General features: G+C 32.2%; 26 protein-coding genes. 11 read left to right on the forward strand and 15 right to left on the reverse strand.

What is annotated here, in order from left to right; genetic code table 11:
* Positions 1-5: 5 nt before the first annotated feature.
* Both Q4Q16_RS04935 and cofG read left to right on the forward strand, forming a co-directional pair.
* Entirely contained in the window at positions 6-446 is a 441-nt protein-coding gene (locus tag Q4Q16_RS04935) for a DUF2120 family protein (RefSeq protein WP_303346610.1), read from the forward strand.
* A gap of 1 nt (position 447) precedes the next feature.
* Complete coding sequence (cofG, locus tag Q4Q16_RS04940; RefSeq protein WP_303346611.1) at positions 448-1,548, forward strand: 7,8-didemethyl-8-hydroxy-5-deazariboflavin synthase subunit CofG; 1,101 nt, start codon at positions 448-450, stop codon at positions 1,546-1,548.
* On the opposite strand, the gene Q4Q16_RS04945 is transcribed toward cofG, so the two are convergent.
* Positions 1,526-2,254, reverse strand: coding sequence for a class I SAM-dependent methyltransferase family protein (locus Q4Q16_RS04945; RefSeq protein ID WP_303346612.1), 729 nt, complete (start codon positions 2,252-2,254; stop codon positions 1,526-1,528). The two genes, cofG and Q4Q16_RS04945, sit on opposite strands and share 23 nt — an antisense overlap.
* 180 nt (positions 2,255-2,434) lie before the next feature.
* Between Q4Q16_RS04945 and psmB the strand changes: the two genes are divergently transcribed.
* The 5 genes from psmB (at position 2,435) to Q4Q16_RS04970 (ending at position 9,723) form a co-directional block, all read left to right on the forward strand.
* A complete protein-coding gene (psmB, locus tag Q4Q16_RS04950; protein ID WP_303346613.1) occupies positions 2,435-3,049 on the forward strand; it encodes an archaeal proteasome endopeptidase complex subunit beta in 615 nt (204 codons plus the stop codon).
* 130 nt (positions 3,050-3,179) lie between these two features.
* Positions 3,180-5,093: a beta-CASP ribonuclease aCPSF1 gene (locus Q4Q16_RS04955; RefSeq protein WP_303346614.1), complete on the forward strand. Its 1,914-nt coding sequence runs from the start codon at positions 3,180-3,182 to the stop codon at positions 5,091-5,093.
* 90 nt (positions 5,094-5,183) lie between these two features.
* Positions 5,184-6,203: a phosphoribosylformylglycinamidine cyclo-ligase gene (purM, locus tag Q4Q16_RS04960; RefSeq protein ID WP_303346615.1), complete on the forward strand. Its 1,020-nt coding sequence runs from the start codon at positions 5,184-5,186 to the stop codon at positions 6,201-6,203.
* Between the two features lie 27 nt (positions 6,204-6,230).
* The gene (comC, locus tag Q4Q16_RS04965) at positions 6,231-7,259 is read left to right on the forward strand and encodes an L-sulfolactate dehydrogenase (RefSeq protein WP_303346616.1); all 1,029 of its coding nucleotides are present in this window, start codon (positions 6,231-6,233) and stop codon (positions 7,257-7,259) included.
* A 205-nt stretch (positions 7,260-7,464) separates the two neighbouring features.
* On the forward strand, positions 7,465-9,723 hold the full coding sequence (locus Q4Q16_RS04970) for a hypothetical protein (protein ID WP_303346617.1): 2,259 nt from the start codon (positions 7,465-7,467) through the stop codon (positions 9,721-9,723).
* 15 nt (positions 9,724-9,738) lie between these two features.
* Here the strand turns inward: Q4Q16_RS04970 and Q4Q16_RS04975 are convergent, their stop codons facing one another.
* Genes Q4Q16_RS04975 through Q4Q16_RS04995 form a run of 5 tightly spaced genes read right to left on the reverse strand, consistent with a single transcriptional unit; the run spans position 9,739 to position 14,840 of the window.
* Complete coding sequence (locus Q4Q16_RS04975; protein WP_303346618.1) at positions 9,739-11,529, reverse strand: DNA-directed DNA polymerase; 1,791 nt, start codon at positions 11,527-11,529, stop codon at positions 9,739-9,741.
* The gene (locus tag Q4Q16_RS04980) at positions 11,530-12,549 is read right to left on the reverse strand and encodes an AI-2E family transporter (protein ID WP_303346619.1); all 1,020 of its coding nucleotides are present in this window, start codon (positions 12,547-12,549) and stop codon (positions 11,530-11,532) included.
* Positions 12,550-12,564: 15 nt separating this feature from the next.
* Positions 12,565-13,365: a dihydroorotate dehydrogenase electron transfer subunit gene (locus Q4Q16_RS04985; protein WP_303346620.1), complete on the reverse strand. Its 801-nt coding sequence runs from the start codon at positions 13,363-13,365 to the stop codon at positions 12,565-12,567.
* 2 nt (positions 13,366-13,367) lie between these two features.
* On the reverse strand, positions 13,368-14,279 hold the full coding sequence (locus Q4Q16_RS04990; protein WP_303346621.1) for a dihydroorotate dehydrogenase: 912 nt from the start codon (positions 14,277-14,279) through the stop codon (positions 13,368-13,370).
* 24 nt (positions 14,280-14,303) lie between these two features.
* Positions 14,304-14,840, reverse strand: coding sequence for a glycosyl transferase (locus tag Q4Q16_RS04995; protein ID WP_303346622.1), 537 nt, complete (start codon positions 14,838-14,840; stop codon positions 14,304-14,306).
* Between the two features lie 111 nt (positions 14,841-14,951).
* On the opposite strand from Q4Q16_RS04995, the gene Q4Q16_RS05000 reads away from it, so the two are divergent.
* The 3 genes from Q4Q16_RS05000 (at position 14,952) to Q4Q16_RS05010 (ending at position 17,298) form a co-directional block, all read left to right on the forward strand.
* Positions 14,952-16,103, forward strand: a complete 1,152-nt coding sequence (locus Q4Q16_RS05000; RefSeq protein ID WP_303346623.1) for an NOP5/NOP56 family protein — start codon at positions 14,952-14,954, stop codon at positions 16,101-16,103.
* A gap of 3 nt (positions 16,104-16,106) precedes the next feature.
* The gene (locus Q4Q16_RS05005) at positions 16,107-16,748 is read left to right on the forward strand and encodes a fibrillarin-like rRNA/tRNA 2'-O-methyltransferase (protein ID WP_303346624.1); all 642 of its coding nucleotides are present in this window, start codon (positions 16,107-16,109) and stop codon (positions 16,746-16,748) included.
* A 403-nt stretch (positions 16,749-17,151) separates the two neighbouring features.
* Positions 17,152-17,298, forward strand: a complete 147-nt coding sequence (locus Q4Q16_RS05010; protein WP_303346625.1) for a hypothetical protein — start codon at positions 17,152-17,154, stop codon at positions 17,296-17,298.
* A gap of 22 nt (positions 17,299-17,320) precedes the next feature.
* Here the strand turns inward: Q4Q16_RS05010 and Q4Q16_RS05015 are convergent, their stop codons facing one another.
* A complete protein-coding gene (locus Q4Q16_RS05015) occupies positions 17,321-18,046 on the reverse strand; it encodes an N-acetyltransferase (protein ID WP_303346626.1) in 726 nt (241 codons plus the stop codon).
* Positions 18,047-19,326: 1,280 nt separating this feature from the next.
* On the opposite strand from Q4Q16_RS05015, the gene Q4Q16_RS05020 reads away from it, so the two are divergent.
* Positions 19,327-19,467, forward strand: a complete 141-nt coding sequence (locus tag Q4Q16_RS05020; protein ID WP_303346627.1) for a hypothetical protein — start codon at positions 19,327-19,329, stop codon at positions 19,465-19,467.
* Here Q4Q16_RS05020 and Q4Q16_RS05025 read toward each other — a convergent pair.
* The 8 genes from Q4Q16_RS05025 to Q4Q16_RS05060 all read right to left on the reverse strand — a co-directional run.
* A complete protein-coding gene (locus Q4Q16_RS05025; protein WP_303346628.1) occupies positions 19,459-20,082 on the reverse strand; it encodes an N-acetyltransferase in 624 nt (207 codons plus the stop codon). The genes Q4Q16_RS05020 and Q4Q16_RS05025 overlap by 9 nt on opposite strands.
* Before the next feature lie 1,215 nt (positions 20,083-21,297).
* The gene (locus Q4Q16_RS05030; protein WP_368660212.1) at positions 21,298-21,921 is read right to left on the reverse strand and encodes a phosphopantothenoylcysteine decarboxylase; all 624 of its coding nucleotides are present in this window, start codon (positions 21,919-21,921) and stop codon (positions 21,298-21,300) included.
* A 25-nt stretch (positions 21,922-21,946) separates the two neighbouring features.
* Positions 21,947-22,459, reverse strand: a complete 513-nt coding sequence (locus tag Q4Q16_RS05035; RefSeq protein WP_303346629.1) for a flavoprotein — start codon at positions 22,457-22,459, stop codon at positions 21,947-21,949.
* A gap of 14 nt (positions 22,460-22,473) precedes the next feature.
* A complete protein-coding gene (locus Q4Q16_RS05040) occupies positions 22,474-23,016 on the reverse strand; it encodes a hypothetical protein (protein ID WP_303346630.1) in 543 nt (180 codons plus the stop codon).
* Positions 23,017-23,049: 33 nt separating this feature from the next.
* Entirely contained in the window at positions 23,050-23,763 is a 714-nt protein-coding gene (locus Q4Q16_RS05045; RefSeq protein ID WP_303346631.1) for an endoglucanase, read from the reverse strand.
* A 59-nt stretch (positions 23,764-23,822) separates the two neighbouring features.
* Positions 23,823-24,635 carry a prephenate dehydratase gene (gene pheA, locus Q4Q16_RS05050; protein ID WP_303346636.1) on the reverse strand — a complete coding sequence of 271 codons (813 nt, stop codon included), beginning with the start codon at positions 24,633-24,635 and terminating at the stop codon, positions 23,823-23,825.
* A 29-nt stretch (positions 24,636-24,664) separates the two neighbouring features.
* Positions 24,665-25,465, reverse strand: coding sequence for a CBS domain-containing protein (locus Q4Q16_RS05055; RefSeq protein ID WP_303346632.1), 801 nt, complete (start codon positions 25,463-25,465; stop codon positions 24,665-24,667).
* 26 nt (positions 25,466-25,491) lie between these two features.
* Positions 25,492-26,186, reverse strand: a 695-nt coding sequence (locus tag Q4Q16_RS05060; RefSeq protein WP_303346633.1) for a CBS domain-containing protein, incomplete at its 5' end; no start/stop codon positions are given.

Below are 26,186 nucleotides of genomic sequence, written 5' to 3' on the forward strand. Positions count from 1 at the left end.
ATTTAATGAAAAAGACTTATGAAATTGCCGGAAAAGTGATGGGTTTTTTTGATTCATTTAAAGGGTCAAAACCTGCAATCGATAACGATAAGATACTCATTGTTAGAGGAAGATCAAGAACAGTAATCCCCTTAGACGAATTTGACTCAAAACTTAGTGAAATTGGTGAACTTCTCGAAGGAACTGAATTAGATGCAACCTCAGAAAAAATTTCTGAAATTTTAAAATCCGGAGACAAACATATTCAAGAAAGTGAAGGAACAACAGATTATGTCGATGAAAGCGGATTTATGAGAATGAAAGACGAGCTTGAATATATGGGTCTCGTGGTCGACTATAAAGTATTTGAAGTTCCGGGTTTTGATGTGGTAATTGCCATATGGGAAGATAAAAATGAACTTCCACCATTATATGTAGAAGTGACTGTTTCAGAACACGAAGATTAAAATGCATTCAAAATTAACTAAAAAAGATATTCTCCGTATTTTAAATGCTGCCGATAGTGAAATAATCGACTATATGTCACAAACATCGAAATACAGGGAGAATAATCTTATTACTTATTCTAAAAACGTATTCATACCATTGACTGAAATCTGCAGAAATGATTGCGGATACTGCAATTTTAAAAAGAATCCTGATGATCCTGAAGCCATAATACTTAAAACAAAAGAAGAAGTTTTAGAAAGTTTAAAAGAGGCTGAACAATATGGCTGTAAAGAAGCTCTTTTTACTTTTGGCGAAAATGCTGATGAAGAAGAAGTCGTTCAGCATAAATTAGCCGAATATGGTTATGAAGAGATGATTGACTATATAACCGACATATGTCAAATGACGTTAAATGAAACAAGTCTGCTACCTCACACTAACGGAGGAAACTTTACCTTTGATGAACTGACAAAGTTAAAGGAAGTTAATGCATCATTAGGATTAATGCTTGAAAATTCATCAGACAGGTTAATGAAATTGCCTGCACATAATAAAAGTCCGGGGAAAGATCCTAAATTAAGACTAGAAACAATAGCAAATGCCGGAAAACTTAAAATTCCATATACCACAGGAATATTAATTGGAATTGGCGAGACAAAAGAAGAAATTGCCGAATCCTTGATTGCAATTAAAGAATTATATGAGGAGTACGAACATATCCAAGAGGTAATCATTCAAAATTTCACACCGATTCCTGGAATTGAAATGGAAAATTGGGCAGAACCAACATTTTTGGATATGGTCAGAACCGTAATTGCTGCAACACTTCTCTTTGCAGATACTGATGTCAGTATTCAGGTCCCGCCTAATTTGAATAATGAAACTGCTCAGATATTCTTATTGTGCGGTGCTGACGATTGGGGAGGAGTTTCGCCGGTAAGTCCAGATTATGTCAATATCACGTCCCCATGGCCGGGAATTGATGAACTTAAAAGATTAACTCAAGATGCAGGCTTTGAATTAAAAGAAAGATTATGCATTTATGAAAAATACATCAATACCGAATGGCTAAACGGCAATTTATTAGAAAAAGTTTCTAATCTATCACCGCATCAATAACAACGTGCTCTACGCCAGGAGCATATTTTTTTATTTTATTTATTTTTAACAATTCCACATCACGATTTCCAGCCTGAGACATAATTCTTTCAAGAGGTCTTGTATTCATTAGTTTTTCGGGAACCGTCTCGTGATAGTGAAGAATGCCTCCTTTATTTAAACTGTCAATAGCTACTTTTAAATAATGATGAGTGGTTTTTACATAACCCATTATAATCCTATCTGCTTTGAATTTGGGAGTTTCATATTTACAGTCACCTAAAATGGGATTTACATTATTTAATTTATTTAATTTTATATTTTCACATAAGAAATGATATGAATTTGGATTAATCTCAATAGAAATTATTTCTTCTGCATTTGAATGAACACCAACCGGAATAGAAAAATACCCGATACCTGCAAACATGTCGATTACTGTTTCGCCATCCTCAACTAGCTTTGCTATTCTTAATCTTTCATTATTGTTGCCTTTAGACCACATCACTTTACTTAAATCCAACTTGAACAGACAGCCGTTTTCCTTATGGACAGTTTCAGTTTCACTGCCATAAAGTATATTATAAACCGGCTCCCTTTTAGTTCCCTGAATATGATTGATTTTCATTACGGTTTTAACATTATGAGCTTTAGATAAATTCTCAAAATCCTTTTTTGGGCAATTATTATCTAAAATTAAAATATCTCCAATTTTTTTATATTTCATTTATCCACCTTAATAAGAAAAGTTTATATACATAGATATATCAATATTATAATTGTTAGTTTATACTAATTATTGATTCTGATTTTAAATAAAATTAATAGTGAAACATTAATTTATTTTGTTATATTAACCTATGAGTAGTTGAAATTATATTTTAAATACTTATATGAGGTGTATAGAATGGATGATAAAATACTAAAAGGTACAACAACCGTTGGAATTGAATGTAAAGACGGTGTTGTATTTGCAAGTGAAAGAAGAGCTAGTATGGGAAACTTAGTAGCTCACAAAGTAGCAGAAAAAATATTTAAAATTGATGATAACATTGTAACTACCATTGCAGGTTCTGTTGGAGATGCTCAAAATTTAATGAAAGTTATTGAAGCGGAAGTCTCATTATATCAAATGAGAAACAATAATGCAATCAGTGTTAAAGCTGCTGCATCATTAACTGCAAATATATTACGTTCCGGACCGATGTATGTTCAAACATTACTTGGCGGTATGGATGAAGACAAACCATCTCTTTATTCATTAGACCCTGCCGGAGGTATGATTAAAGATACTTACATTTCAACTGGTTCAGGATCCATCGTAGCTTATGGAGTTCTTGAAGACAGATTTAGAGATGATTTAACTATTGACGAAGGAATTGAAATAGCTATAAGAGCTATCAAAGCTGCTGCTGAACGTGACACTTATTCCGGAAACGGATATTTAGTCGCTAAAGTAGATAAAGACGGTTTTGAAATGTTAGATAATGAAAAAATAAACAAAATTTTGGATAAAATTTAAGCAAAACTGATTTTTCATAACTAACTATTTTTTTATATAAATGTGTACATAGTTTATGGAATTTAACTAATTATGGCTTAAAGCTTTTCATAAACTATTCTAATACACAGGCTTTTTTTGAAGGGATTATATGACTTCAGATATTTTAGAGAATATTAAAAAAGAGATTTTGCAGAAACTACCAGATGAAATTCAGGTTTCAAAAGTAGAATTTGAAGGACCTGAAGTTGTAGTTTATACTAAAAATCCGGAAATTATAACTGAAAATGGTGACCTTATACGGTCACTTGCAAAAGAATTGAGAAAAAGGATAATCATTCGCTCAGATAAAAGCGCATTGCTTGAGGCCGAAGATACAATAAACAAGATTCATGAAATTGTTCCTGAAGGAGCGGAAATCACAGATATTTATTTTGACACAGTAACTGCAGAAGTGGTTATTACCGCTAAAAAGCCTGGACTTGTTATCGGAAAATACGGTGTTACTTCAAGAAGCATTGTTAAAAATACCGGATGGGCACCTAAAATCCTAAGAACTCCACCAATAAGTTCAGACATTATTGGAAAAATCAGAACTATTCAGAAAAATAGCAGTAAAGATAGGAAAAAATTATTACAGCGTCTTGGACGTCAGATTCACCAGGGAAGCAAATATCCAAATGATTGGGCAAGAGTCACTTCAATGGGAGGATTTAAAGAAGTGGGACGTTCATCTATGCTTTTGCAAACACCAAACAGTCGTGTTTTATTAGATTGTGGAGTTAATGTTGCTGCATCAGATAATAAAAATGCATTCCCATACTTGAACGCTCCGGAATTTTCAATTGAAGAATTGGATGCTGTTATCATCTCTCACGCTCACTTGGACCATTGCGGATTTGTACCTTACCTATTCCATTACGGATATGACGGGCCAGTTTACTGTACAACCCCAACTAGAGACTTAACCACCCTTTTACAATTTGATCATATTGATATTGCACACAGGGAAGGAAATCCTCTACCATTTACCTCAAAACATGTCCACCAAGCAATCAAAAATACAATTACCTTAGACTACGGTGAGGTAACAGACATTTCACCAGACATAAGATTAACATTGCACAATGCAGGACACATTTTAGGTTCGGCAATATCCCATATGCATATTGGAGACGGAGCTTACAATTTAGTATATACCGGAGACTTCAAATACGAACCTTCCAGATTACTGGAACCTGCAACCATTCGTTTCCCACGTGCTGAAACAGTAATTATGGAAAGTACCTATGGTGGAAAAGAAGATATTCAGCCTTCAAGAAATAATGCTGAAAAGGAAATGATGAAAACAATCTATAAAACACTTAAACGTGGAGGAAAAGTATTGGTGCCAGTGTTTGCTGTGGGAAGGGCACAGGAGCTCATGGTTGTTTTAGAAGAGTATATGAGACATGGATTAATTGAAGAAGTTCCAATTCTCATTGACGGAATGATTTGGGAAGCTACTGCAATACACACTGCACGACCTGAATACTTAAGTAAAGATTTAAGAGACCAAATTTTCCATATGGGAAGAAACCCTTTCGTTTCAGACATGTTTGTTAAAGTTCAAAATCATGACCAAAGAAAGGAACTTGTTGAAAGCAGCGATCCTGCAATTATCCTGTCAACCTCAGGTATGTTAACCGGAGGTAACTCTGTTGAATACTTCAAATGGTTATGTGAAGATGAAAGAAATACTTTAATCTTTGTAGGATACCAGTCTGAAGGTTCAATGGGTAGAAGAGTTCAAAAAGGCTGGAAAGAAGTTCCTCTTGAAGATGATGAAGGAAAAACCAGAATATTCAATGTTAAAATGGAAGTTAAAACCATTAATGGATTTAGTGGTCACTCCAACAGAAGACAATTGATGGAATACGTTAAAAGACTTAATCCTAGACCTGAAAGGGTCATTACCTGTCATGGAGACCCGTACAAAACTGTGGACCTTGCATCTTCAATTCATAGAAGTTATAAAATTGAGACTAAAACTCCGATTAACTTAGATTGTGTAAGGATTCATTAATAATTAAATACTAATTAAAACAAAGTAATACTATAATGAATGTTGTAAAAATTACAACATCAATTTATTTTTAAAACAATAGGTGTGAAAATGGTTACTTATTCAGAATCAGGTGTTGATATAGATTTAGAAGCTGTTACTGTTTCAAAACTAGCCGATAAACTTAAATCAACATTAGAATGTAGGGATATTATTACTGACAGCGGCCATTATGCTGCTTTAGTAAAATTGGGCGATAAAGCTATTGCAATGAGTACTGATGGTGTTGGAAGTAAAATTTTAATTGCTGAAATGATGAACAAATACGATACAGTAGGTATTGACTGTATTGCTATGGTAGTTAACGACATTTTATGTGTCGGAGCAGAACCAATTGCTTTAGTAGACTACCTTGCTGTTGAAAAACCGGACCCTGAAAGAGCTGCAGAAATTGCAGAAGGTCTTGTTAAAGGTGCTAATGAATCTAAAATTGCAATTATCGGCGGTGAAACAGCATCCCTTCCAGGAATCATTAAAGATTTCGATTTGGCAGGTACAGGTATTGGATTTGTAGACATTGATAAAATTATTACCGGCGAAAATATCCAACCGGGAAATGTTTTGATTGGTATCGAAAGTAATGGAATTCATTCCAACGGATACAGTTTGGCCAGAAAAGCATTATTCGATGATGGCGGTTTTTCTGTTGAAGATATGATGCCTAACGGCAAAACAACCATTGGTGAAGAATTGATTAGACCAACCGAACTTTATGTTAAACCTATTGTTGCGCTATTTGAAAAAGAATACAATATCAATGGTCTTGCACATATTACCGGAGGAGGTTTTACTAACCTTAGACGTTTGAAAAAAGGCGTAGGTTATGATATTAACGACCTTCCTGAAGTTCCGGAAATATTTAAACTCATTTACGAACAAAACGTAGACATCAAAGAAATGTATAAAGTTTTCAACATGGGTGTCGGTTTTGTTGTTATCTGTGGCGAAGAAGAGGCAGACAAGATAATGGACACCTTAAAAGACTATTGCAACTGCCAGATTATAGGCAGCGTAACTGATGATGAAAAAATTACGGTTAAAGCTTTTGAAGGTAGTGAAATTGAATACTGATTTAATTAACTGATAAGGATTGATATGATGAAGATAATGAAAGATAATGAAATGGCTCTTGTTAAAGAAATACTGAAAAAATTAGGGGCTAGTGAAGAAGACCAGAAATTAGTTGCGGAAGCTACCGTTGATGCAGATTTAAAAGGGTTTACATCACATGGGCTTGGCAGATTCCCGCAATACCTCATTAGTATTAAATCAGGTACAATTAACTTAGAAGACAACATTACCATTGAAAAAGAAACACCTGCAATGGCATTAATTAACGGTAACAGCGGATTTGGACAAGCTGTATCCTACAAAGCCATGCAAATTGCAATTAAAAAAGCAAAAGAACTGGGTATTGGCTGTGTCGGTGTTCACAACACCAATCACTTTGGAGTTACCGGATTTTATTCTGATTTGGCCTTAAGAGAAAATTGTATCGGATTGGTAATTGCAAATACCGATCCGGCTATTGCTCCTTTAGGAGGCAGCAAAGCTTTAATCGGAACCAACCCTATTGCATTAGGCATTCCATCTGACAGCTATATTACTGTAGATATGGCAACATCAGTTACTGCACGTGGAAAAATCATTGAATCAAAAAGAAAAGGAATTGAATTGCCTGATGGATGGGCATTAGATAAAGACGGAAAACCAACAAATGATCCTACAGAAGCATTAGAAGGGTCAATTTTACCATTTGGCGGATTTAAAGGATATGCATTATCTTTATTAATTGAAATATTAACCGGACCATTAGTACAGGCAGAGTATGGTCTTGGTGTAACCGGTACAGCTTCACCTGAGAAGGATTGTACAAAAGGAGATTTGTACATTGTAATTGATCCTTCCAAATTCGGAGACTTTGATGAATTTAAAGCAAATACCGAAGAATTTATCTCACAAGTCAGAGCTACTGGTGAGAATGTTGCAGTTCCAGGTGATTTAGAAGTTAAAAGAATTGCTGATTCTGAAGCCAATGGAATTATCATCGATGAAAAATTATATGAACAGTTAGAAAGAATCTGCGGCAATTTAGATATTGACCTTGATTCTTACCTTGAAGGATAATTTTATCCTCCATTCTTTTTTTTATTAACAAAACGATTATGAACTATTTACATTTCGTTGGATTTCAATTAAAGTAAATTGGAGTTTACATTTATTAAAATAAAAATGATTATATAGTAAGCAATACATAAGATTATAATACTAAAAATTATAATAACTTTTTATTGAGAAATATGATTTTTAAAAAAAAAGGAGGAAATAAGTAATGAAACTTAAAAACTCTTACATCTTACTAATAACAATAGCAGTATTCTTATTAGTAAGCATAGGATCTGTTTCTGCAAACGACATAGACACCAATGAAGATGTCAGTTTATCAGATGATGGATCAGACATTGTTCTTGCAAATGAATCAGCAAACACAACAGTTAAAAAAAGTACCGAAGTTGTTTCTGAAGACGTTGCAATAAGAGATAATGAAACAAAGGTAATTGATGTTACTGTAAAAGATAATGAAAGTAATTCTATCGGAATTACTGATAAAAATTTAACAGTCTATGAAGGAAACAAACAAATAAAATTCAGTTATAACAATTCAAAAATTATTATCCTTGATAAATTAAGCAAGGGCAATCATAAATTAAATATAACCTATTTAGGCAATGACATTTATAATAACTCTTCAAAAATTATTAATTTATGTATTTTTGGAAACTATTCAATTGAAACAGACAGTTCCATTGATGTCAACAGTTCAAAAATTGTTGAAATTCCAATTAATGTTACAAATGGGAAGGACAGTGAAATTCTAAGTAAAAATGAGTTTAATATAAGCATAACCTATAAAGACGGAAATGAGACTAAAACAGTCAATATTTCTGACTTTAAAGTAGAAAACAATAAAATCATATTTAATTATCCATTGGCAAATAACATTACCACATCAAATATTGCCATCGTCTACACTAACGGCAATAAAACACTTAACACCACTATCAAATCAAATAGAATATACAATGTTAAGATTGATGTAATCAATGGTAAAAATCAATACCAAAATGGAAATTTCACATTTAAAGTAACTGATATTGATAATGAAACCACCAATTTAACAGGTAAAAAAATAAGGTTAACTATTATCAGAAGTAACCTCAGAACATCATTCGATGGAGTAATAGATAAAAATGGCATTATAACATTTAAAACAACTTCTTTAATTGTTTATACTCTAGATAATGGTAAATTAAGTCAAGATTACCTAAATGTTGGCAACAATACTGTTGAATTAAGTAAGGATGAAAAAAGTGATTTGAGATTCAGCACCTTTAAAACTAATTTGACTATCGAACAAGCAACAATCAATATTGAAATTGAAAATATGAAAGAAGAATATGGAACTGCTAAAAAATTCAACATTGAAGTTACAAATGCTGTTGACGGCAGTCCAGTACCTGGTATTCTTCTTCACTTATATATGCCTGAAACCAAAGATAAGCATTATTACATTCTAACTAATGTAAACGGAACTGGAGTAATCAATATCAATACTTTAACCAGTGGAATTTATAATATTAATGTTAGTAATAATGATACCAAAAACATGAAATATAAACAGGTCAGCGGAAAAATAACTATTGTTGCAAAACCTGTAACTATAGCGATAACATCCGGTTCAACTATAAGCTACAATACCGGAACTACAGCAATTATTAAAATTACAGACAAAAAAACCGGTAAAGCAGTGCCTAATGCAATCGTATATGTTCAAATATACACAGGTTCAAAATCAAAGGCGTATCTTTTCCAGGCAGATAAAAACGGATTTGTTAAATTTTCAGCATCCTTAGCTGTTGGAAAACACAAGATAGTTGTAAAATCTGCAGATACAAGATATAGCAGCAATACAGTTACCAAATATATTACAGTTAAAAAGGCATCTGCAAAGATTGTTGCACCAAAAGTGACTGCATACTACAAACAAGGCAAATACTTTACTATAAAATTAGTCAACACACAAAAGAAAAATGCACCTATTTATGATGGAAAACTTAACATTAGAATATACATATCCCCTTACAAATACTACAATTACAATGGAAATACCGGAGGTAATGGTCAGTTAAAATTATTAATTGATTTAAACCCTGGAACTTACAAGGTTGAAGTCAGAGGCGCTGATGCAAAAGACTTTAGTGTTAAAAAAGTTTCATCAAAAATCGTAGTGCTTAAAGCTCCAACTAAATTAACTCCTGCAAAAATAACTGCTAAAAAAGGAACAAACAAAAACTTTAAAGTTACTGTGAAAAATACAAAAACAAATAAAGTGATTCCTGGAGTTAAAGTAAAAGTTAAAGTTTACACAGGCAAATCCTACAAAACTTATACAATAAAAACTAATTCAAAAGGAATTGCATATCTTAATGTGAAATCTTTAAGTGTTGGAAACCATAAAGTAGTAGTTAGTTCTGCAAACAAATATTGTGTTGGAAAAACCGCAACATCATACATAAAAATAACTAAATAAGAGAATTAATTTCTCTTACTCTTTTTCTTTTTTATATTTAGCATAAAAACCATCAGTATCAGCATATATCGCGTAAAAACCAAATTCTTCTGCTTTTTTAATTGATGATTTAATATATTCCCTTCCCCAGGAAGTAATGGCTTTAGCGCATTCAAAAGAATACCATCTAAATCTGGGAAATCCATAAATTCCATACATTGTATTGGCAAGTCTTTTAATGGCCTGTTGTTGTACATTTAATGCTTTTCTTACTGTTTCATCCTCACATTCCCTCATTTCATTTTTAATTCTAAATCTTTCTTGTAGAATCTTATCAATAACTGAAGGGATAAAACCCTGAGGATCTTTTTTAAACTTGATGCCGTGCTCTGGAGAAATATTATACTCCTCTTTATTTTCAACATCCCCCAAATACATAACATCCGGAGAGATGTTTTTTGAAATAATAATACTTGGATACAGGCTTCTAAAATCGAATTGGACAAGATTTTCATGTAAGCCTTTTTCAGGTTCTTTTACATATCCCCCTTCATTATCCTCAGCAGCAGCTCTATTGGCAAAGTTTGCTCCTTGTTTATTTGGAACTACCTCCTCATCAAAATATGCCTGCTTTACTAAAAACCATTCTGCCTGCTGGCCTGTTGCCATACGGGAAACATCAAATAAAGGCTGGCCAATAATACGGGTGAGCTCTAAGTTAAGAGGAAGGGTTTGTTCTGCAATCCTCAATGTTGAGACAACGTCATCCAGCGAATAATCAAACAGATTATCCAATTCCTCACCGCCATTATCCCAGAATTCCCAAATCCTATCTCCTGCAACATCAATCTTTTCCTCGCCAAATAATTCATAATAAACCCTCTCAAGAGTATATCTCTCAAGAGTCATGTATCTTCTCATGACCAGATACAAATCAACATGAATCAAACCTTTAAAAGAAGCTGCATTTGCAAAGCCCCTCCTAATAAACCGGATATCTGATCCATCCATTCCAATGTCTAAATCAACACCCAATAATTTAGCCCTGTCTTTTAGGTATGGAAAATCAAAGTTATCAGAATTATAACCTACAAGAATGTCAACATTGTTATCTTTAATAATCTGCACAAATTCCTCAATCATTTCCTTTTCAGAATTGACCTGATTTACAAAATCGTTTCTGTTTTTAGAATTTGTCTTAGTTGAGATGACCTGATTAATGCCGAAATTGCTTGAAACACCAATCATAATAATTTCATCAACTTCTGGATTAGGCATTCCGTGAGGGTTTCTAACCTCCAAGTCAAAGCTTAAAATACGGAAATTGTGAGGATATTCCGGAACACGTTTCAGTTTTTCTGTGAGTTTGATAATTTCAACATCTTGCTTATCTGAATCCAAATCCATAAATGAATCGATTTTATCTCCAACAGCTACAACTTCAGTCATTGGAATTACATCACGGTCCATTAAATATCGCCTGTAAAATGGAATATCGAATTCCCTTATTTGGATTACGCTTTCCAAATCTCTTAAAGCGTCTCTATTTTTAGCAAGTTCCTGAGGATGTTTAAATGTGACTTTTAAAAACTCAGTTTTTATTTGAAAATCTTTTTTAAGAACTTTTTCTACACGCACAACGTCCAAATTATCCTGGATCTCTTTTAAACATCCGTCCAAATCATCAGACGCAACATATAAATAAGGTTCAAAAGTATCATCCAATAGGACTACATTTTTATCCCCATCTTTTGAAAACAACCTGATTACAGGTTTTTCATCGAATGTGACATAATCAATATCCAAAATAACAACGTTCTTTTGCATCTATCCATCTCCAAGGTATTCTTTTCTATAACTGTCCAAAACAGTAAACGTTATTCCCAAAATCAAAGGACCTACAATAAAACCTACAAGTCCGTAAACTAAAGGTCCGGACAGGAATCCTACAAGTAAAATTAAGGGATGAATATCCACATAACGGCTTGAGAGAGCTGGACGAATATACATATCGATTGTGCTTAAGAAAAACCCGAATAGTAAAACAATGACTGATCTTGGATAATTTCCGCCCAGTATATCAATAAAGAATAATGTCCAGTAAATCGGCCAAGGTCCGAATATTGGAATCAATTGAAAAATTCCTGTTAAAACACCTAAAAATATTCCATAGGGATATCCTAAAAGAGAATATCCTATACATCCAAAAATACCGATTATTACAGAAGTCAGGAAGTGCCCGTAAAATATGCTTTTTAATACATCCTTTACAGATTCAACAGTATTATCAAAGAAATTTATGGAATCGCGAGGAACAAAACTTCTAATGAAATTGAAGCATTTATCTCCGTCCCTAACAAAATAAAAAACTGAACAAACAAGTATAAATAACTCTAAAGTAATATTGGCAAATTTTCCTAAAAAACTTACTCCATAATTTAAAACGAATCCTGCTACATTCTCAAATGTTGAATTTAACTGTGCAGAAATCGTGTTTGAATCCAGATTAACCGGCAAATAAGAAATCAGATTTGAAATAGATGAATTGAAATCAGCATATGAGCTGGATACAAGTACACTTGAAAGAGCAGAGGATATTTCAAAAGAAATATAACCCAATAACAAAACTAAAGGTATTAAAACAATCACCATTGCCAGCAATATTGAAATTGAAGAAAATTTTAATTTTGATTGAATTTTAAAAGCCAATGGCCTAATCCCATAAGCCAGAATAACTCCCAAAATAATCATTTTCAAAACAGGAAATATAAACATCAGCGATACAATCAATAAAAAACAGATTAGAAGTGCCGGAAGAGTAAAATATTCTTTAATTTCAATACCCATGTTATCAGCCTTAAATTAGTATTTGACACCGCATGAATCCCTTCTGTATTTGCCGAACTCGGTTATTTTATATATTTTGTCATTTTCAAAAACCGGCCCTTCAACACAGATTCTCCAACCTTCACTATCAACACAACATTGACCGCATACACCAAGAGCACATTTCATATATCTTTCAAGAGAATATTGTGCAGGTATTGATGCCTCTTCAAGAATATCGAAAATTCCTTTCATCATTATCTCAGGTCCGCAAACAAATGCATAATCATAAGTTGAATTTTTAAGTAGCTCGATTGTACAATCTGTTGCAAATCCTTTAAACCCGAAACTTCCATCATCAGTACAATGATAAATAGATGCCCCTAATTTTTCAAGTGCATCTGCATATAATAATTCATCTTCAGTAACTGCAGCTGCAACAACATCAACAGAATTGCCTTTTTTTAATAAATCGCTGACAATTGCATTAATTGGTGCCATCCCAACACCACCTCCAATTGCCAAAATCCTTTTATTTTCAAAGGAATTATCAAATCCGTGACCGTAACTGCCCCTAATACCTATATGATCACCAATTTTTAAATCGTGCAATTGTGATGTGAATTCTCCAATATTTTTAACGGCAATAGCCAATTCATCATCATTTATTTGAGCAATAGACATTGGCTTTTCATTTTTGAAATTCCAAACCATGACGAATTCCCCAGGATTTGGTTTTCCAAGGGCAGCCATGTCCCAATTGAATTTGAAAGTTTTAATTGTAGGAGTTTCATCAATAATATCTGTTATTTCAACAATTTTCGGTTCATTAATCATAATTACAACTCCTCATGTGCAAGTCCAACCATTTCATCAATAGATGAAAATCCTTTTTCATCCATGAATTTTTCCAATCCCTCGTTGATATGATTAAATACTTCAACACCTTCATCCATAATAGCAGTCCCTATCTGAACTGCCTTTGCACCTGCATAGATAAATTCTACAACATCTTCCCAGCTATAAATTCCGCCAACACCGATTAACGGAATTTCAACAGCCTCATAAACTGAATAAACGTTACTAATGGCAATCGGCTTAATTGCACGGCCGCTCATTCCACCAAATTTATTAGACAGTACCGGACGGGCAGCATCAATATTGATTTTCATGCCAGGACCTAATGTGTTAATAAGAGATAAGCAATCAGCACCTGCATCTTCACAAGTTTTTGCAATTTCAGCAATATCAGTTACATTTGGAGTTAACTTAGCAATTATCGGAACATCAGAAGCATCTTTTGCTGTTGAAACAATAGTATGACTTAAATTACAATCCTGACCAATAGACGCACCATAACCTTCCATTGCGTGAGGACATGAAATATTTAACTCAATCATGTCAACACAATCCTGAACTTTCCCCACCAATGTGGAAAACTCATCCGGCGTTGCTCCATAAATTGAAGCTATAACGACGTTGTTTTTTCTTTCAATTTTCATCAGTTCCTCTTTAAAATTATCAACACCAGGATTTGAAAGTCCGATTGCATTTATAATGCCTCCATCAACTGCAACAGTTGTAGGATTAACATATCCCGGATGAGGTTTTAAAGAAAAGGATTTTGAAACGACACCGCCGGCACCGGATTTTAAAATCCAATTCATTGATGAAGCATTACTTCCCATGATTCCTGCAGCCAGCATCAGAGGATTTCTAAATTCAACTCCGCAAATATTTGTTTTCAACATGATATCAACTTTGTAATTAATTATTTAATTAGTTTTTGTTAATTTTTCAATAATTTCCTGATACTTTTCATTTTGCAATTTTAAACTGATTACATTAGTTTTATTAGATTTAATTATCTCTTCTTTGGATTTTATTAAATTGGAAATTTCTTCATCTTGTTTTTTGATTATTGAATCTTTTTGTTTAAGCAAATCTTCATATGTTTTAGAGATTTTCCTAAGTTGGACTTCTAAATTTTCAGTATTTCTATTTAACTGACCTTTATAATCATCAATCAAAGACCTTAAATATTTAACCTGATCCTGCTTATCTTCTATAACAGACTCCTTTTCTTTAATCTTTTCAGACAAATCGTCCAGTTCCTTAATTCTTGCTTTGTCGTAATCAATTTTTGTATCAAGTTTATCTTCCAAATTTTTCTTTTCATATTTCAATTTAGTCGAATATAACTTCAATTTGTTGATTTCATCTTTTTTGTTTTCCAAATCCAAATTAAGCTCATCAATTTCAGCATTTTTAAGTTCCAATTCATATTGTAAATCTTTATAGTTTTTTGACATAATTTCAAATCCAAGATAATACTAATATACTATGTCTATTTAGAAATTAAATAAATTAAACCTTGTGATATATGAAAATACTTATTAAAAATAAAAAAAATATGTAACTTCATGGAATGTTATATAACTTACTCGGTTAAAGGTTTTTTAGCTTTTAATAGTGAAAATGAATTAATATCAGAAAAATTATTTCCTGAAGATGAGATAATTAACAGACTGGCTGAAATTAATGATAAAAAAATTGTTAAAGAAGAATTGGAAATAATTGAAGAAGTTTCAAAAGAATATGATGAGATAATCATTGAATCCAATAAAAGACATTCAGATTATGGCAACGATAAGATAATAATAAAAACTCCGAATTCCGCCGGAGAGTATTTAAGAAGCAATTATGAAAAGTTTGGTCTGGATTCACAAGACATAACTTCGATTTATAGAAATTTGGCAATATACAATATTAAAAAGGCTTCCGCTTCTGAAGATAAGCATTTAATACAAGCCATTAATTCGATTGATGAAATCGATGAAAGCATTTCCAAATTAGTCGAACGAATTAGAGAATGGTATGCACTTTATTTTCCCGAAATGGATGTTGTTAAAAATAATGAAACCTACATCAAATTAATATCACAAAATAAAACAAAAGAAAAAATTATTGAAGCAAAACCTGATGCATTTCCAAGTGACATTATTGATTTAGATGAAGATATAAATCCGTTGGATTTAGAGATTATGAACAACTATGCCAATTCAATTTATGAACTTCAAAAATCAAGACAAAACATTGAAAAGTATATTGATGAAAAAATTGAATCCATTGCGCCGAATTTAAAGCTTTTAGTTGGATCATCACTTGGTGCAAAGTTGATTTCACATGCCGGAGGAATTAGAAGACTCGCATTGTACTCATCAAGTACTGTCCAGATAATGGGTGCTGAAAAAGCGTTATTTAGACATTTAAAAAGCGGAGACAGACCTCCCAAATATGGATTAATATATCAACATCCCCAAGTTAGAGGGGCCAAATGGTGGAACCGAGGTAAAATTGCAAGAATGCTTGCAGGAATGATTTCACTGGCCGTTAGACGTGACGTTTTTACTAAAACATTTGATGAAAATGCTGCAGAAGAATTTCTATCAAAAGTAGAAGAAATAGAGAAAAATAATCCATTCCCAACAAAACCAACACGAAAGAATAAAAAAGAACATTCAAAACCGAAAAAAAGTAAGAAAAAAGGTAAAAAAAGAAAGAAAAGGAGATAAAATATGAATGTTTATTTTAAAGATGGAAATATTGCCACCAAGAATTTAACCCCCGGAACATCAGTTTATGGAGAAGAATTAATTCAGGAAGATGCAGAATACAGGATATGGAACCCCAGACGTTCAAAATTATCAGCAGCATTATTAAATGGATTAGAAAATCTGAAGCTTGAAGAAACTTCAAAAGTATTATACCTTGGCGCATCAACCGGAACAACCGTATCCCACATTTCAGATATTATAACTGACGGGAGAGTGTATGCAGTTGAATTTTCACCAACAACAGCAAAAAAATTGGTTCAGCTTTCACGCCAAAGGTTTAATATTGCGCCTATTTTAGGAGATACAACAAAACCCAAAGGATATCTCAACATTTTAGAAAAGGTAGACCTGGTATACTGCGATGTAGCCCAGCCAACACAAACTGAATTATTTATGAAAAATATGAATATTTTCGGAAATGATGATGCCTTAGGACTCTTAATGATTAAAGCCAGAAGTATTGACGTTGTACAAAAGCCCAAAAAAATATTCAAGGAACAGGAAAAGAAATTGAAAGAAAAAGGTTTTAGGATTATTGAAAAAGTCAAACTGGAACCATACGAAAAGGACCATGTTGCATTATTAGTTGAGAAAAATTTTTAGAAATTATAAAAAATTCCACTATAGAAGAAAAATTTATTAATTAATAATTAATATGAAAATTAATATAATACTTTCCCAAATAATATCTTTTCACATATATAATAGACAACCAATAATACCGGTTAGAACTGAAATGACATCCATTACTTTGATATTTATCAGAATATATCAAGCTTTGCCTCTCGAGTGATATTTATGAACTTCATTGCAGATAAACCTGATGCTTTTTGAAATCCAATCATATACTAATCAATTAAATTACATCAGTACCTACTATTTTCATCTTATTTATCAAATAAAGGAAATATTGAATTGAAATGATAATATTGAAGTCATTGCAAACAACACTTATTTAAGTAATGAGAAACATAATAATTTTTACAACTTGAAGAGGTGATAAAATATGGCAAAACCTATTGCAAAAACTCCTGTTTTTGAAGGTGAAGATGCAATTGCTGTTTTAAAAGAAATGCATGAACCTCCTACCAAAAAAGATAAAGAGTTTGCAAAAGAAATCAGAAATCAGAGAATTGTTTTATTCACAAGATGATCTTTTTTTCAAACCCTATTTTTTAAATACTTTTTAAATCTTTGTAAAGAGTGAAACTTCTTTCAGAATCTATTTTTATAATCTCATCCATGTTATCAACCAATTTCTGATCGTTTTTACGATATTTGAAATTGTTTTTGTCAACATAGAACCAGAATGCACTTGCATATGCATCTACGGTTATGAATCTTAACCCAACAATATTTTGAGATATGTCCAAAATACTTAACAAGACATTTCTAAAAACATGTTTGCCTAATCCTTTATGGGCATATTCTTTATCAATTGCGAATCTTCCTATTTTGATTGCAGGCATCTCATTGTTTTCAGTAATATTTAATTCAGCACGTATTTCTTTTTTAACAGTTTCATCTTCAAGGATTTTTAATTTCATTGAATCTGTTAAAATTGATACATACCCAACAATAACCCCATCACAAATTACCAAATGAGTTAGGCTTAAATTCAAATCTTGCTGATTCAATGCATCATTTTTTAAAAAATTTGTCAAATCTTCCGATTCACATTCAAAATCATCTAAGTCATGGTTTTCATTTAGTGTCTCAAAAATATAATTCTCTTTAATATATTCGATATCCATACTCATCATCCCAATAAGATTAACAACTGATTGCATGCAAAAAAGGGCATTTTCTTTACCACTGTTTGAAAGGTTCGGCTTTTGGTGAAGGAACGGATTGATGATACGCAATAATTGTTTAGTATTAGGAGCATAAGTTACACGCATTTTACCATCAGTAGCTTTGAGTTTAAACCTTACGATATTTTCGTAAGGTTGACAGGATTCCTCGGATAATTTTTTTAAGTCAGCGCAGTACCTATTTGGATTTTTACTTTCTGTAAGGACTGCTATGACATCTATTACTGAATAGTGGCAATCCTCGATTTCAAGACCTCCATTTAGTCCTTATCTTATACTCTTCAAATAATTTGATAGCATATTTTTCATCCATAATAGTTCCTCATTTCATTCAATTAAGGATGAATTACCTATTATATATTAAATTAAAAATTATAAATAATTTTTGTTTGAAATGAAAGCAATTTTACGAAGTGATGACAATATTACAAAGGGAGGAGCAATATTTCAATGTCAGACAATGACATGTCTAAAGAAAACCAGATGTAATTGTGAAATGCCGCCACATCCCATGAATTTTTTAAAGTGAAAATTAAAAATCCCACGAACGATGAACCAGACGAATAAACACACAGACGGCAATTTACACCAACCTATGTGAAAACATGTCCATCAAATCTAAAATCAGCCTCACACCTCAAACATGACAATGCCCAAATGGATTTTCATGGCCCCAAACAGAAAACGGAAAGCTCACATAAATTTAATTTTTCACGACTTAACAGACTATAGACAACCACGCCCTACAGCCGAAAACATATTCTCACGATACCCCAACAGATATCACCACCTTTGAAATCATATGATTACAAGGATCTGAAAATTTCATGGGGCAAAAACAGATAATCGACAATATTACAATAACAGTTATCCAAACCAGAAATGTTTGAAATGCCAAAGGAGAATCGGGCGAAAATTCAGAAAAAAAGAGTGATAAATTTTTTAAAACTGACCGAAACCCAAAACAACACCCCCACAAAAAAGGCAATAATGCATTGCCAATCAAGTAAAAATCTTTGAAAAAAATCACCCAATTTTTGAGTGATAATCAACTAAAAAATAGCTCTAAGAAAAATAAAAACTTACTACAAAAACCGCCAAAAAGTATTACTTAGTTATGTATAGAAATATATCAAGCTTTTGCCTCTCAAGTGATACTTATGAATTTCATTGCAGATAAACCTGATGCATTTTGAAATCCAATTCCATAATGATTAGTCAAATTACTTCAATACCTAACATTTTCATCTTATTTATCAAATAAATGAAATATTGAATTGAAATGATAATATTGAAGTCATTGCAAACAACACTTATTTAAGCGATGAGAAACATAGTAAATGTACAAACTGAAGAGGCGATAAGCTATGGCAAAACCTATTGGAGATACCCCAACATTATATGGTAAAGAAGCATCTGATTTTTTAAACAGAATGGTCGAACCTCTTACAGAAAAGGATAAAGAATTCAAAAAGAGGTATGATGCGGCTAGGAAGGTATCATTCTAGAACTCTTAAATCCAGATATAAATAGAATGTCTGTTCAGGATTTCGTTCTATAATGACATCTAATTTCTCTTTAATTTTATCGTCGTCTTTTTTCAGGTTAATGAAGTTATGATTTGTGTAGAAATTATATGCGCTTGCATATCCTTCCACCGTAACAAATCTTAATCCAACATTATCTTCAGCAATATTTTTAACATTGAATAAAACGCTCATCAATATTTCGGAACCTAATCCTTTATGAGCATATTTTTCATCTATCGCAAATCTTCCTATTTTGATTGCAGGCAATTTCCTCTTTTTGGAAGTGATGTCCAATTGATCTTTAATATCCTGTTTTGTGTCTTCATCACGAATATCCCTTAAAGGAACTGTATCAGTCAAAAGGGAAACATAACCTACTATAGTATCATCACACATCACTAATTTTGTCAGGTTTAATTTGCTTTTTTGCTGAGTTAACGCATCACGTTTAAGAAAATCATTCAAATCATCTGATGCACACTTAAAATTGGACAAATCATGTTCGCCTGTAAGTGTTTCAAAGCGATAATTTTCCTTAATATATTCAATATCCATACTATAAGATTGTTTATCATAGTTTATTAAGATTTCCATCGTTTAAATTACGAACTAAAAGCAATATTACGTATTCAAAGTAATTATGATATTAAAATGATGATAAATCAATAATCAACAAAATATCCTCCAATTAAAATTAGCCAAGGTTTAATAATCAATTAACACCCCAAATTGAATGAACAAGAAAAATCAATCAAATCCAAAATCAGCCTCACGCCTCAAACATGACCGTGCACCCATGGATTTTCAAGCTTCAAAGAGAAAACAGAAAGTTCACATCAATTTAATTTTTTACGACTTAACAAAAAAGAGACAATCACCCCCTACAGCCGAAAACATATCCTCACGATACTCCAACAGATATCACCACCTTTGAAATCATATGATTAAAAGGATTTGAAAATTTTATAAGACAAAAACAGATAACCCCGAATATTACAATAACAGTTACCCTAACCAAAAACATCTGAAATAACAAATCAAAATCAGACGAAAATTCATGCAGAAACAATGGTAAATTTTTTAAAATTAACCAAAACCCAAAACAACACCGCCACAAAAAAGGCAATATTGCATTGCCAATCAAGTAAAAATCCTTGAAAAAAATCACATGATTTTCAAGCGATAATCAGTGAAAAAATACCTTTAAGAAAATTAAAAAAATACTACAAAAATCAACAATTCGTAATACTCAGATACCTTTTTATAGTAGAAAATAAAATATTATATATGCTAATGCAAATAAAATAATAGTTCATTGAAGTGTCCTTTAGGTTAATTCACTCTATTAATCACTCCATTTAAGTAAAGCCTAAAGGCATGAACTCATTTTATAAAAATACTAATTTTTAGAAGAATTTTTTTTAAAGACTATTTCATCCATTTTATTTATAAAAAGTATTACTTTAATGGACTTATATTAAGCTACAAGTTCAGTTAACAAACTAAAAATTTGATTCATAGAAAAGCCAACAACTAAATTACTTTTTACCACAATACCTTTATCAAACTATCAAATAGCAACAACAATAAAAAGCATTTATAAAATTAGCCTATTAAAAATAAATTTACTCCAACCGGAATGACTCCTGTGAATCAAAAAATAAGATGAAAAGAAGATTCGATAAAATAGAAAATATGATCAATTAAAATAATGTTTAACTCATAATTAACAGAAATTATAACTCCAAAATCAAGAATAACAAACAGCACAAGATGAAAAATATATAAATAAAGTGAGTAATGTAGATGTTAACATGTCTTTTTAGAAATTACATCAAAAATGGTTTTTGCAATTTCGCTTTTTGAAGCTAAAGGAACAGACAATACATCATCATCGACAATTAAAACCTCATTATCATCAGATCCGAAATGACATCCGCTTTTGGATATGTCATTAGCAATGACCAAATCTGTACCTGCCTGTTCAATTTGCTTTCTAGCACAGCAGATTATTTCATCTTTGGATATGTTGAATTCTGCCTTAAAACCAACTAAGAAAATGTCGGGATTTATTTTTTTAACCTGACGAATGATTTTAGTGGTCGGTTTCAAATTTAAGAATAGTGAACTGTTTGAATCGATTTTTTTATTATCCTTCTTCTTAAATTCAAAATCAGAAACTGCAGCTGTAGATATGAAAATGTCAAAATCAGGAATTAGACTCAAAATAGATTCATTCATTTCATTACCCGTCTCAACACGAATAACATCAAAAACAGAAGGAATGTCAACACTAACTTTAGCCACAACCAAAGTCAAATCGGCGCCTCTAATATATGCTTCTTTTGCCAGTGCCAAACCCATTTTTCCAGAAGATTTATTTGTAATACCCCTTACAGAATCAATAGGCTCATATGTGCCTCCAAGGCTTATTAAAACTTTTTTCCCTTTAATAAAATCAATCCTTCTTATTTAGACTAATAGTTCTTAAAGATTCAAGAACAATGTCCTCTTTTGATGGGAACTTTGCTTTTCCTTCATCCATACGAGGTTTAATGAATTTAGCAGATTCATCCTGCTTAATCTTATCAATATTCTCTTTAATTGCCTTATACATTGAATCATGCATTGATGGAACAAACAAAATTGGTGTGTCGTGTCCATATGCAGTGATTAGAAGAGTGGATATTGCATCATCAGCAATTTTATGCGCAAATTTGGAAATAGTGTTTGCCGTGGCCGGAGCAACCAATATTAAATCTTCCTGTGAGTATTTAACATGCTCAATTTTACCGGTCAACTTTGTTACAACTTCACTGCCGGTAGCGAATTCCATAGAGTTGGGATGTATAATCTCACATGCAGCATCACTCATAAAGCATTTTACTTCAACACCCTGGCGTCTGAACTCACGGGCCAGTTTAATAGACTCAGTAGCTGCAATACTACCTGTAACGCACAATACAATCATGTAATTCCTCCAAACTATGTAATTTGAATATCTGATAAAATATAATCAAATATGTATAAATTATCTTCAAAATCTTTTATAGGGGCACTATATAACATCACGTAAGCCTGACCGCCTTTTTCAAACCAGACTGCCTTATGTTCTTTTTCAATGCCTGTTTGATTAGAAGTATAAATATATTCAACTGCATTAATATTGCCTATCATTACCTGACCGGAAGATACTAAACTAAAAGAGGAATCCTTTTTCATTGAATCGTAGGTTTTATTAACAAAGCTATAAAATTCCCCTTCAACAGGTTTCTTTTCAAAGTTAATGTTAATTTGGCCAACACCGGATGAATTAATAGAGTTAATTTTAGATATTGACATGATAGAATAATTAGAAGTTGACTCAGAATAACCCCAATTAGAAGGATAATGAATAACAATACCTCCTTTAGATAAAGTCTGCATAGTAAAGTCTCCACTGTCTGCATTAACACATGAAAATGCGCAAATAAACAATAATATAATTGAAATTACTATAACCATTCTTTTTAAAACATTATTTTTCATAAAACCACCATTATTTAAAGAGTAGAAACCACGCTACTCGCCATCGTCTCCACCAGAGTCCGAACCTTCAGATGAACCTCCGCCGGAAGAAGAACCTCCACCAGATGAACCTCCGCCGGAAGAAGAACCTCCACCAGAAGATCCCCCACCAGATGAATCACCACCGGAAGAAGAATCGTCCGAAATATCAGAACCAGATGTGTCCTGTGTAGTTTTTATGCTATTATTTGAGTTAACATAAGATGAACTATTATATGTAGTATTTTGAACTATATCTTCTGTAAAATCAGGGAATGCAGTATCTTCAACAATGCCTACAGGATTTGTATCGGAGATATTATCAAAATCCAAATTGAAAACCCCATAACCTACGCCAACAGTAAAACCAATAACCAAAACCAATAGCAATACCAGTTTAAATGTTCCGCTGCTCATTGATTTTTTTTCTTTTTTGTTATATTTGGTGTCATCCTTTTTAGGATTAATAATGTATTTTTGAACCAAATCTTCTTGTTTTTCAGCATTGTTTGCAACAGGCCTTGTACTTCTTTTGTTTTTAGTATTGGACGTTGGTTTGCCTTGCATTGACCGTATTCTTCTAGTAGCTTCCAAAGCATCAATAGAATTTAATTTATCCTCATATTTTGAACGAAAATAACTGTATTTTTCTGGAGAAATCTTTCCAGCACTGTAATCATGTTCCAAACTGTCCATGATTCTTAGAAGTTTCTCTCTATCATTTGGCATTCCTACCCTCCCTGAGATTATTATAATATAATTATTATATTAAAACATTAATTTATAGTTTACCTAAATTCGGGATAGGAACCTAAAACTTTTAAAAAATAAGTATTATTTCTGATTTCTTCAATTATATCCTTAACAACAGCATCGTTTATATGACCCTTGAAATCTATGAAAAACAAATATTTGCCCAAACCTTTTTTAGATGGTCTGGATTCAATTTTAGTCAAGTTAATGTTATTTTTCTGGAAAATCCCTAAAATTTCATACAAACTGCCCGGTTTATCTTCATAAATGGAAAAAATAATGGAAGTTTTGTCGTTGCCTGTTGGTTTGTGGTCTTTTTTTGAAACTACAACAAATCTGGTTTCATTATTATCCGCATCTTGAATGTTTGCTTTAATAATTTCCAAATCATATAATCTGGCCGCTTTTGAATTGCCAATAGCCGCTTTAGTTTTATCCCCGACAATGTTTCTAACAGCATTAGCTGTGCTTACCGCATAATGAGCCTGCATGTTATGTTTGTTAATAAATTCCTGACATTGGGATATAGCCTGTGAATGAGAATAAACATCCTCAATCTCTTCCACTTTAGTTCCGCGATTTACTATCAAATTTTGGTTTATCGGAATAATTATTTCATTAAAAATTTTTAAATCAAATTTGTGAGCCAGTGAATCCAATGTTATTCCAACAGGCCCCTCAATCGAATTTTCAATTGGCACAACACCAAAAGATGACTCATCATTGACAACACTTTCCAAAACAGCAGGAATAGTGCAATATGGAATTAAATCATCCCCTATCATATTGGCTGCTTCGTGGGTGAAAGTTCCTTTTGGTCCTAAAAAAGAAATTATTGATATGCAAATACCCTCCAAAAAAAATAAAAAAAAAGATATTAAGATTCTAATTTTTCAATTAGTCTTAATATATCTGTTTGTGTTATGATACCAATGAGTTTGCCTCCTTCAACAATAGGCAAACCATTAAATCCAGTATCCATCATGATTTTAGAAACATCAGAAATTGACATTTCTTTAGTTACATAAGATGGATTTGAAGACATGACGTCTTCGACTAAAATCTCTTTGATTTGGCTTTTTTGATATTTTTCAGGAACATTTTTTCTAAAATCAATGAATGCTCTCATTAAATCTTTAGAAGTAATCATTCCTACAAGATCCTCATCGTCAACAACAGGCAATCTTCCAACCTTAGCATTAATCATTTCTCTTCTTGCATGAATCAGCCTATCTGTTGGGGAAACTATCACTACCTCATTTGACATGATTTCTTTCACAGTTATTTTATCAAATGCAATTCCAACAGCAAGAGTCACGAAATCGGCCTTAGAAACAATACCTGACATTTTACCATCGTTCATAACCGGAACTGATCCGATGCCGTTTTCCAACATTATTTTTGCTACTTCGCCCAATTGCATTGTTTCGGGAACTGCAATTACATCTTTAACCATTACAGATGAAATATGGAATCTTGATGCAGGCATGCTTTCAGATTTTGAAGAACCAAGCTTAGCAGCTATATCTCTTTCAGAAACAATACCAACTAATTCCTTGTTATTTGTTACAGGCAAACGGGAAATATTATGTTTGCGCAATAATTTCAATGCATCAGAAAGATTTTGATCTTTGTCTATAGTAATTATATCTTCAGACATCAAATTCTTAATTTGCATATTATCATCTCCTATCAGTACAGCATTTATAATCTTTTAACTGTATTTAAAATATCTCTTTCAGTAATAATACCAACTACTTTATCATTTCTAAGAATTGGTACTCCACCAATATTTTTTTCAGCGAATAATGCACATAAATCACCAATAGTCATGTTTTGTTCAACTGTTATTGGTTCTTTTGCCATTATTTCTGAGACTTTAGTTTTTAAAACATCGGTTGCTAAATTAGAATTTAAATTATCGAACAATTCTTTAGCATTTAAAAACCTGATAACATCAGTTGAGGTCAATATTCCTAATAATTTTTTATTTCCACTAGAAATATCTGATTCCCCTCCAACAATTGGAATTCTTCTTAAACCATTTCTAACCATGATTTTGCATGCGCCTTCCAATGGAGTTCCAGGGGTTGTAGTGAATACTTTAGTACTCATATATTCAGCTACTGTTTCACTTCCCAACATACCTGCAAAAGATAATGCAATATCCCTTTCAGTTACAATACCTGCAAGTTTTTCATCAGCATCAATAAGAGGAATAGCACCTAATTGATTTTCTAACATCACTTTAATTGTTTCGCCAATAGAAGCTTTAGTAGATAAAGTGACCAAATCACGAGTCATGATTTCTTTAACCGGTTCATTGATAGCTGCTAAAAAGTTATCTTCGTATTTTTTCTCAATAATGTTAAATTTTTTTCCTCCACCAAAGAAATCCA

It is taken from the genome of Methanobrevibacter sp. (assembly GCF_030539875.1).
Classification (GTDB): domain Archaea; phylum Methanobacteriota; class Methanobacteria; order Methanobacteriales; family Methanobacteriaceae; genus Methanocatella.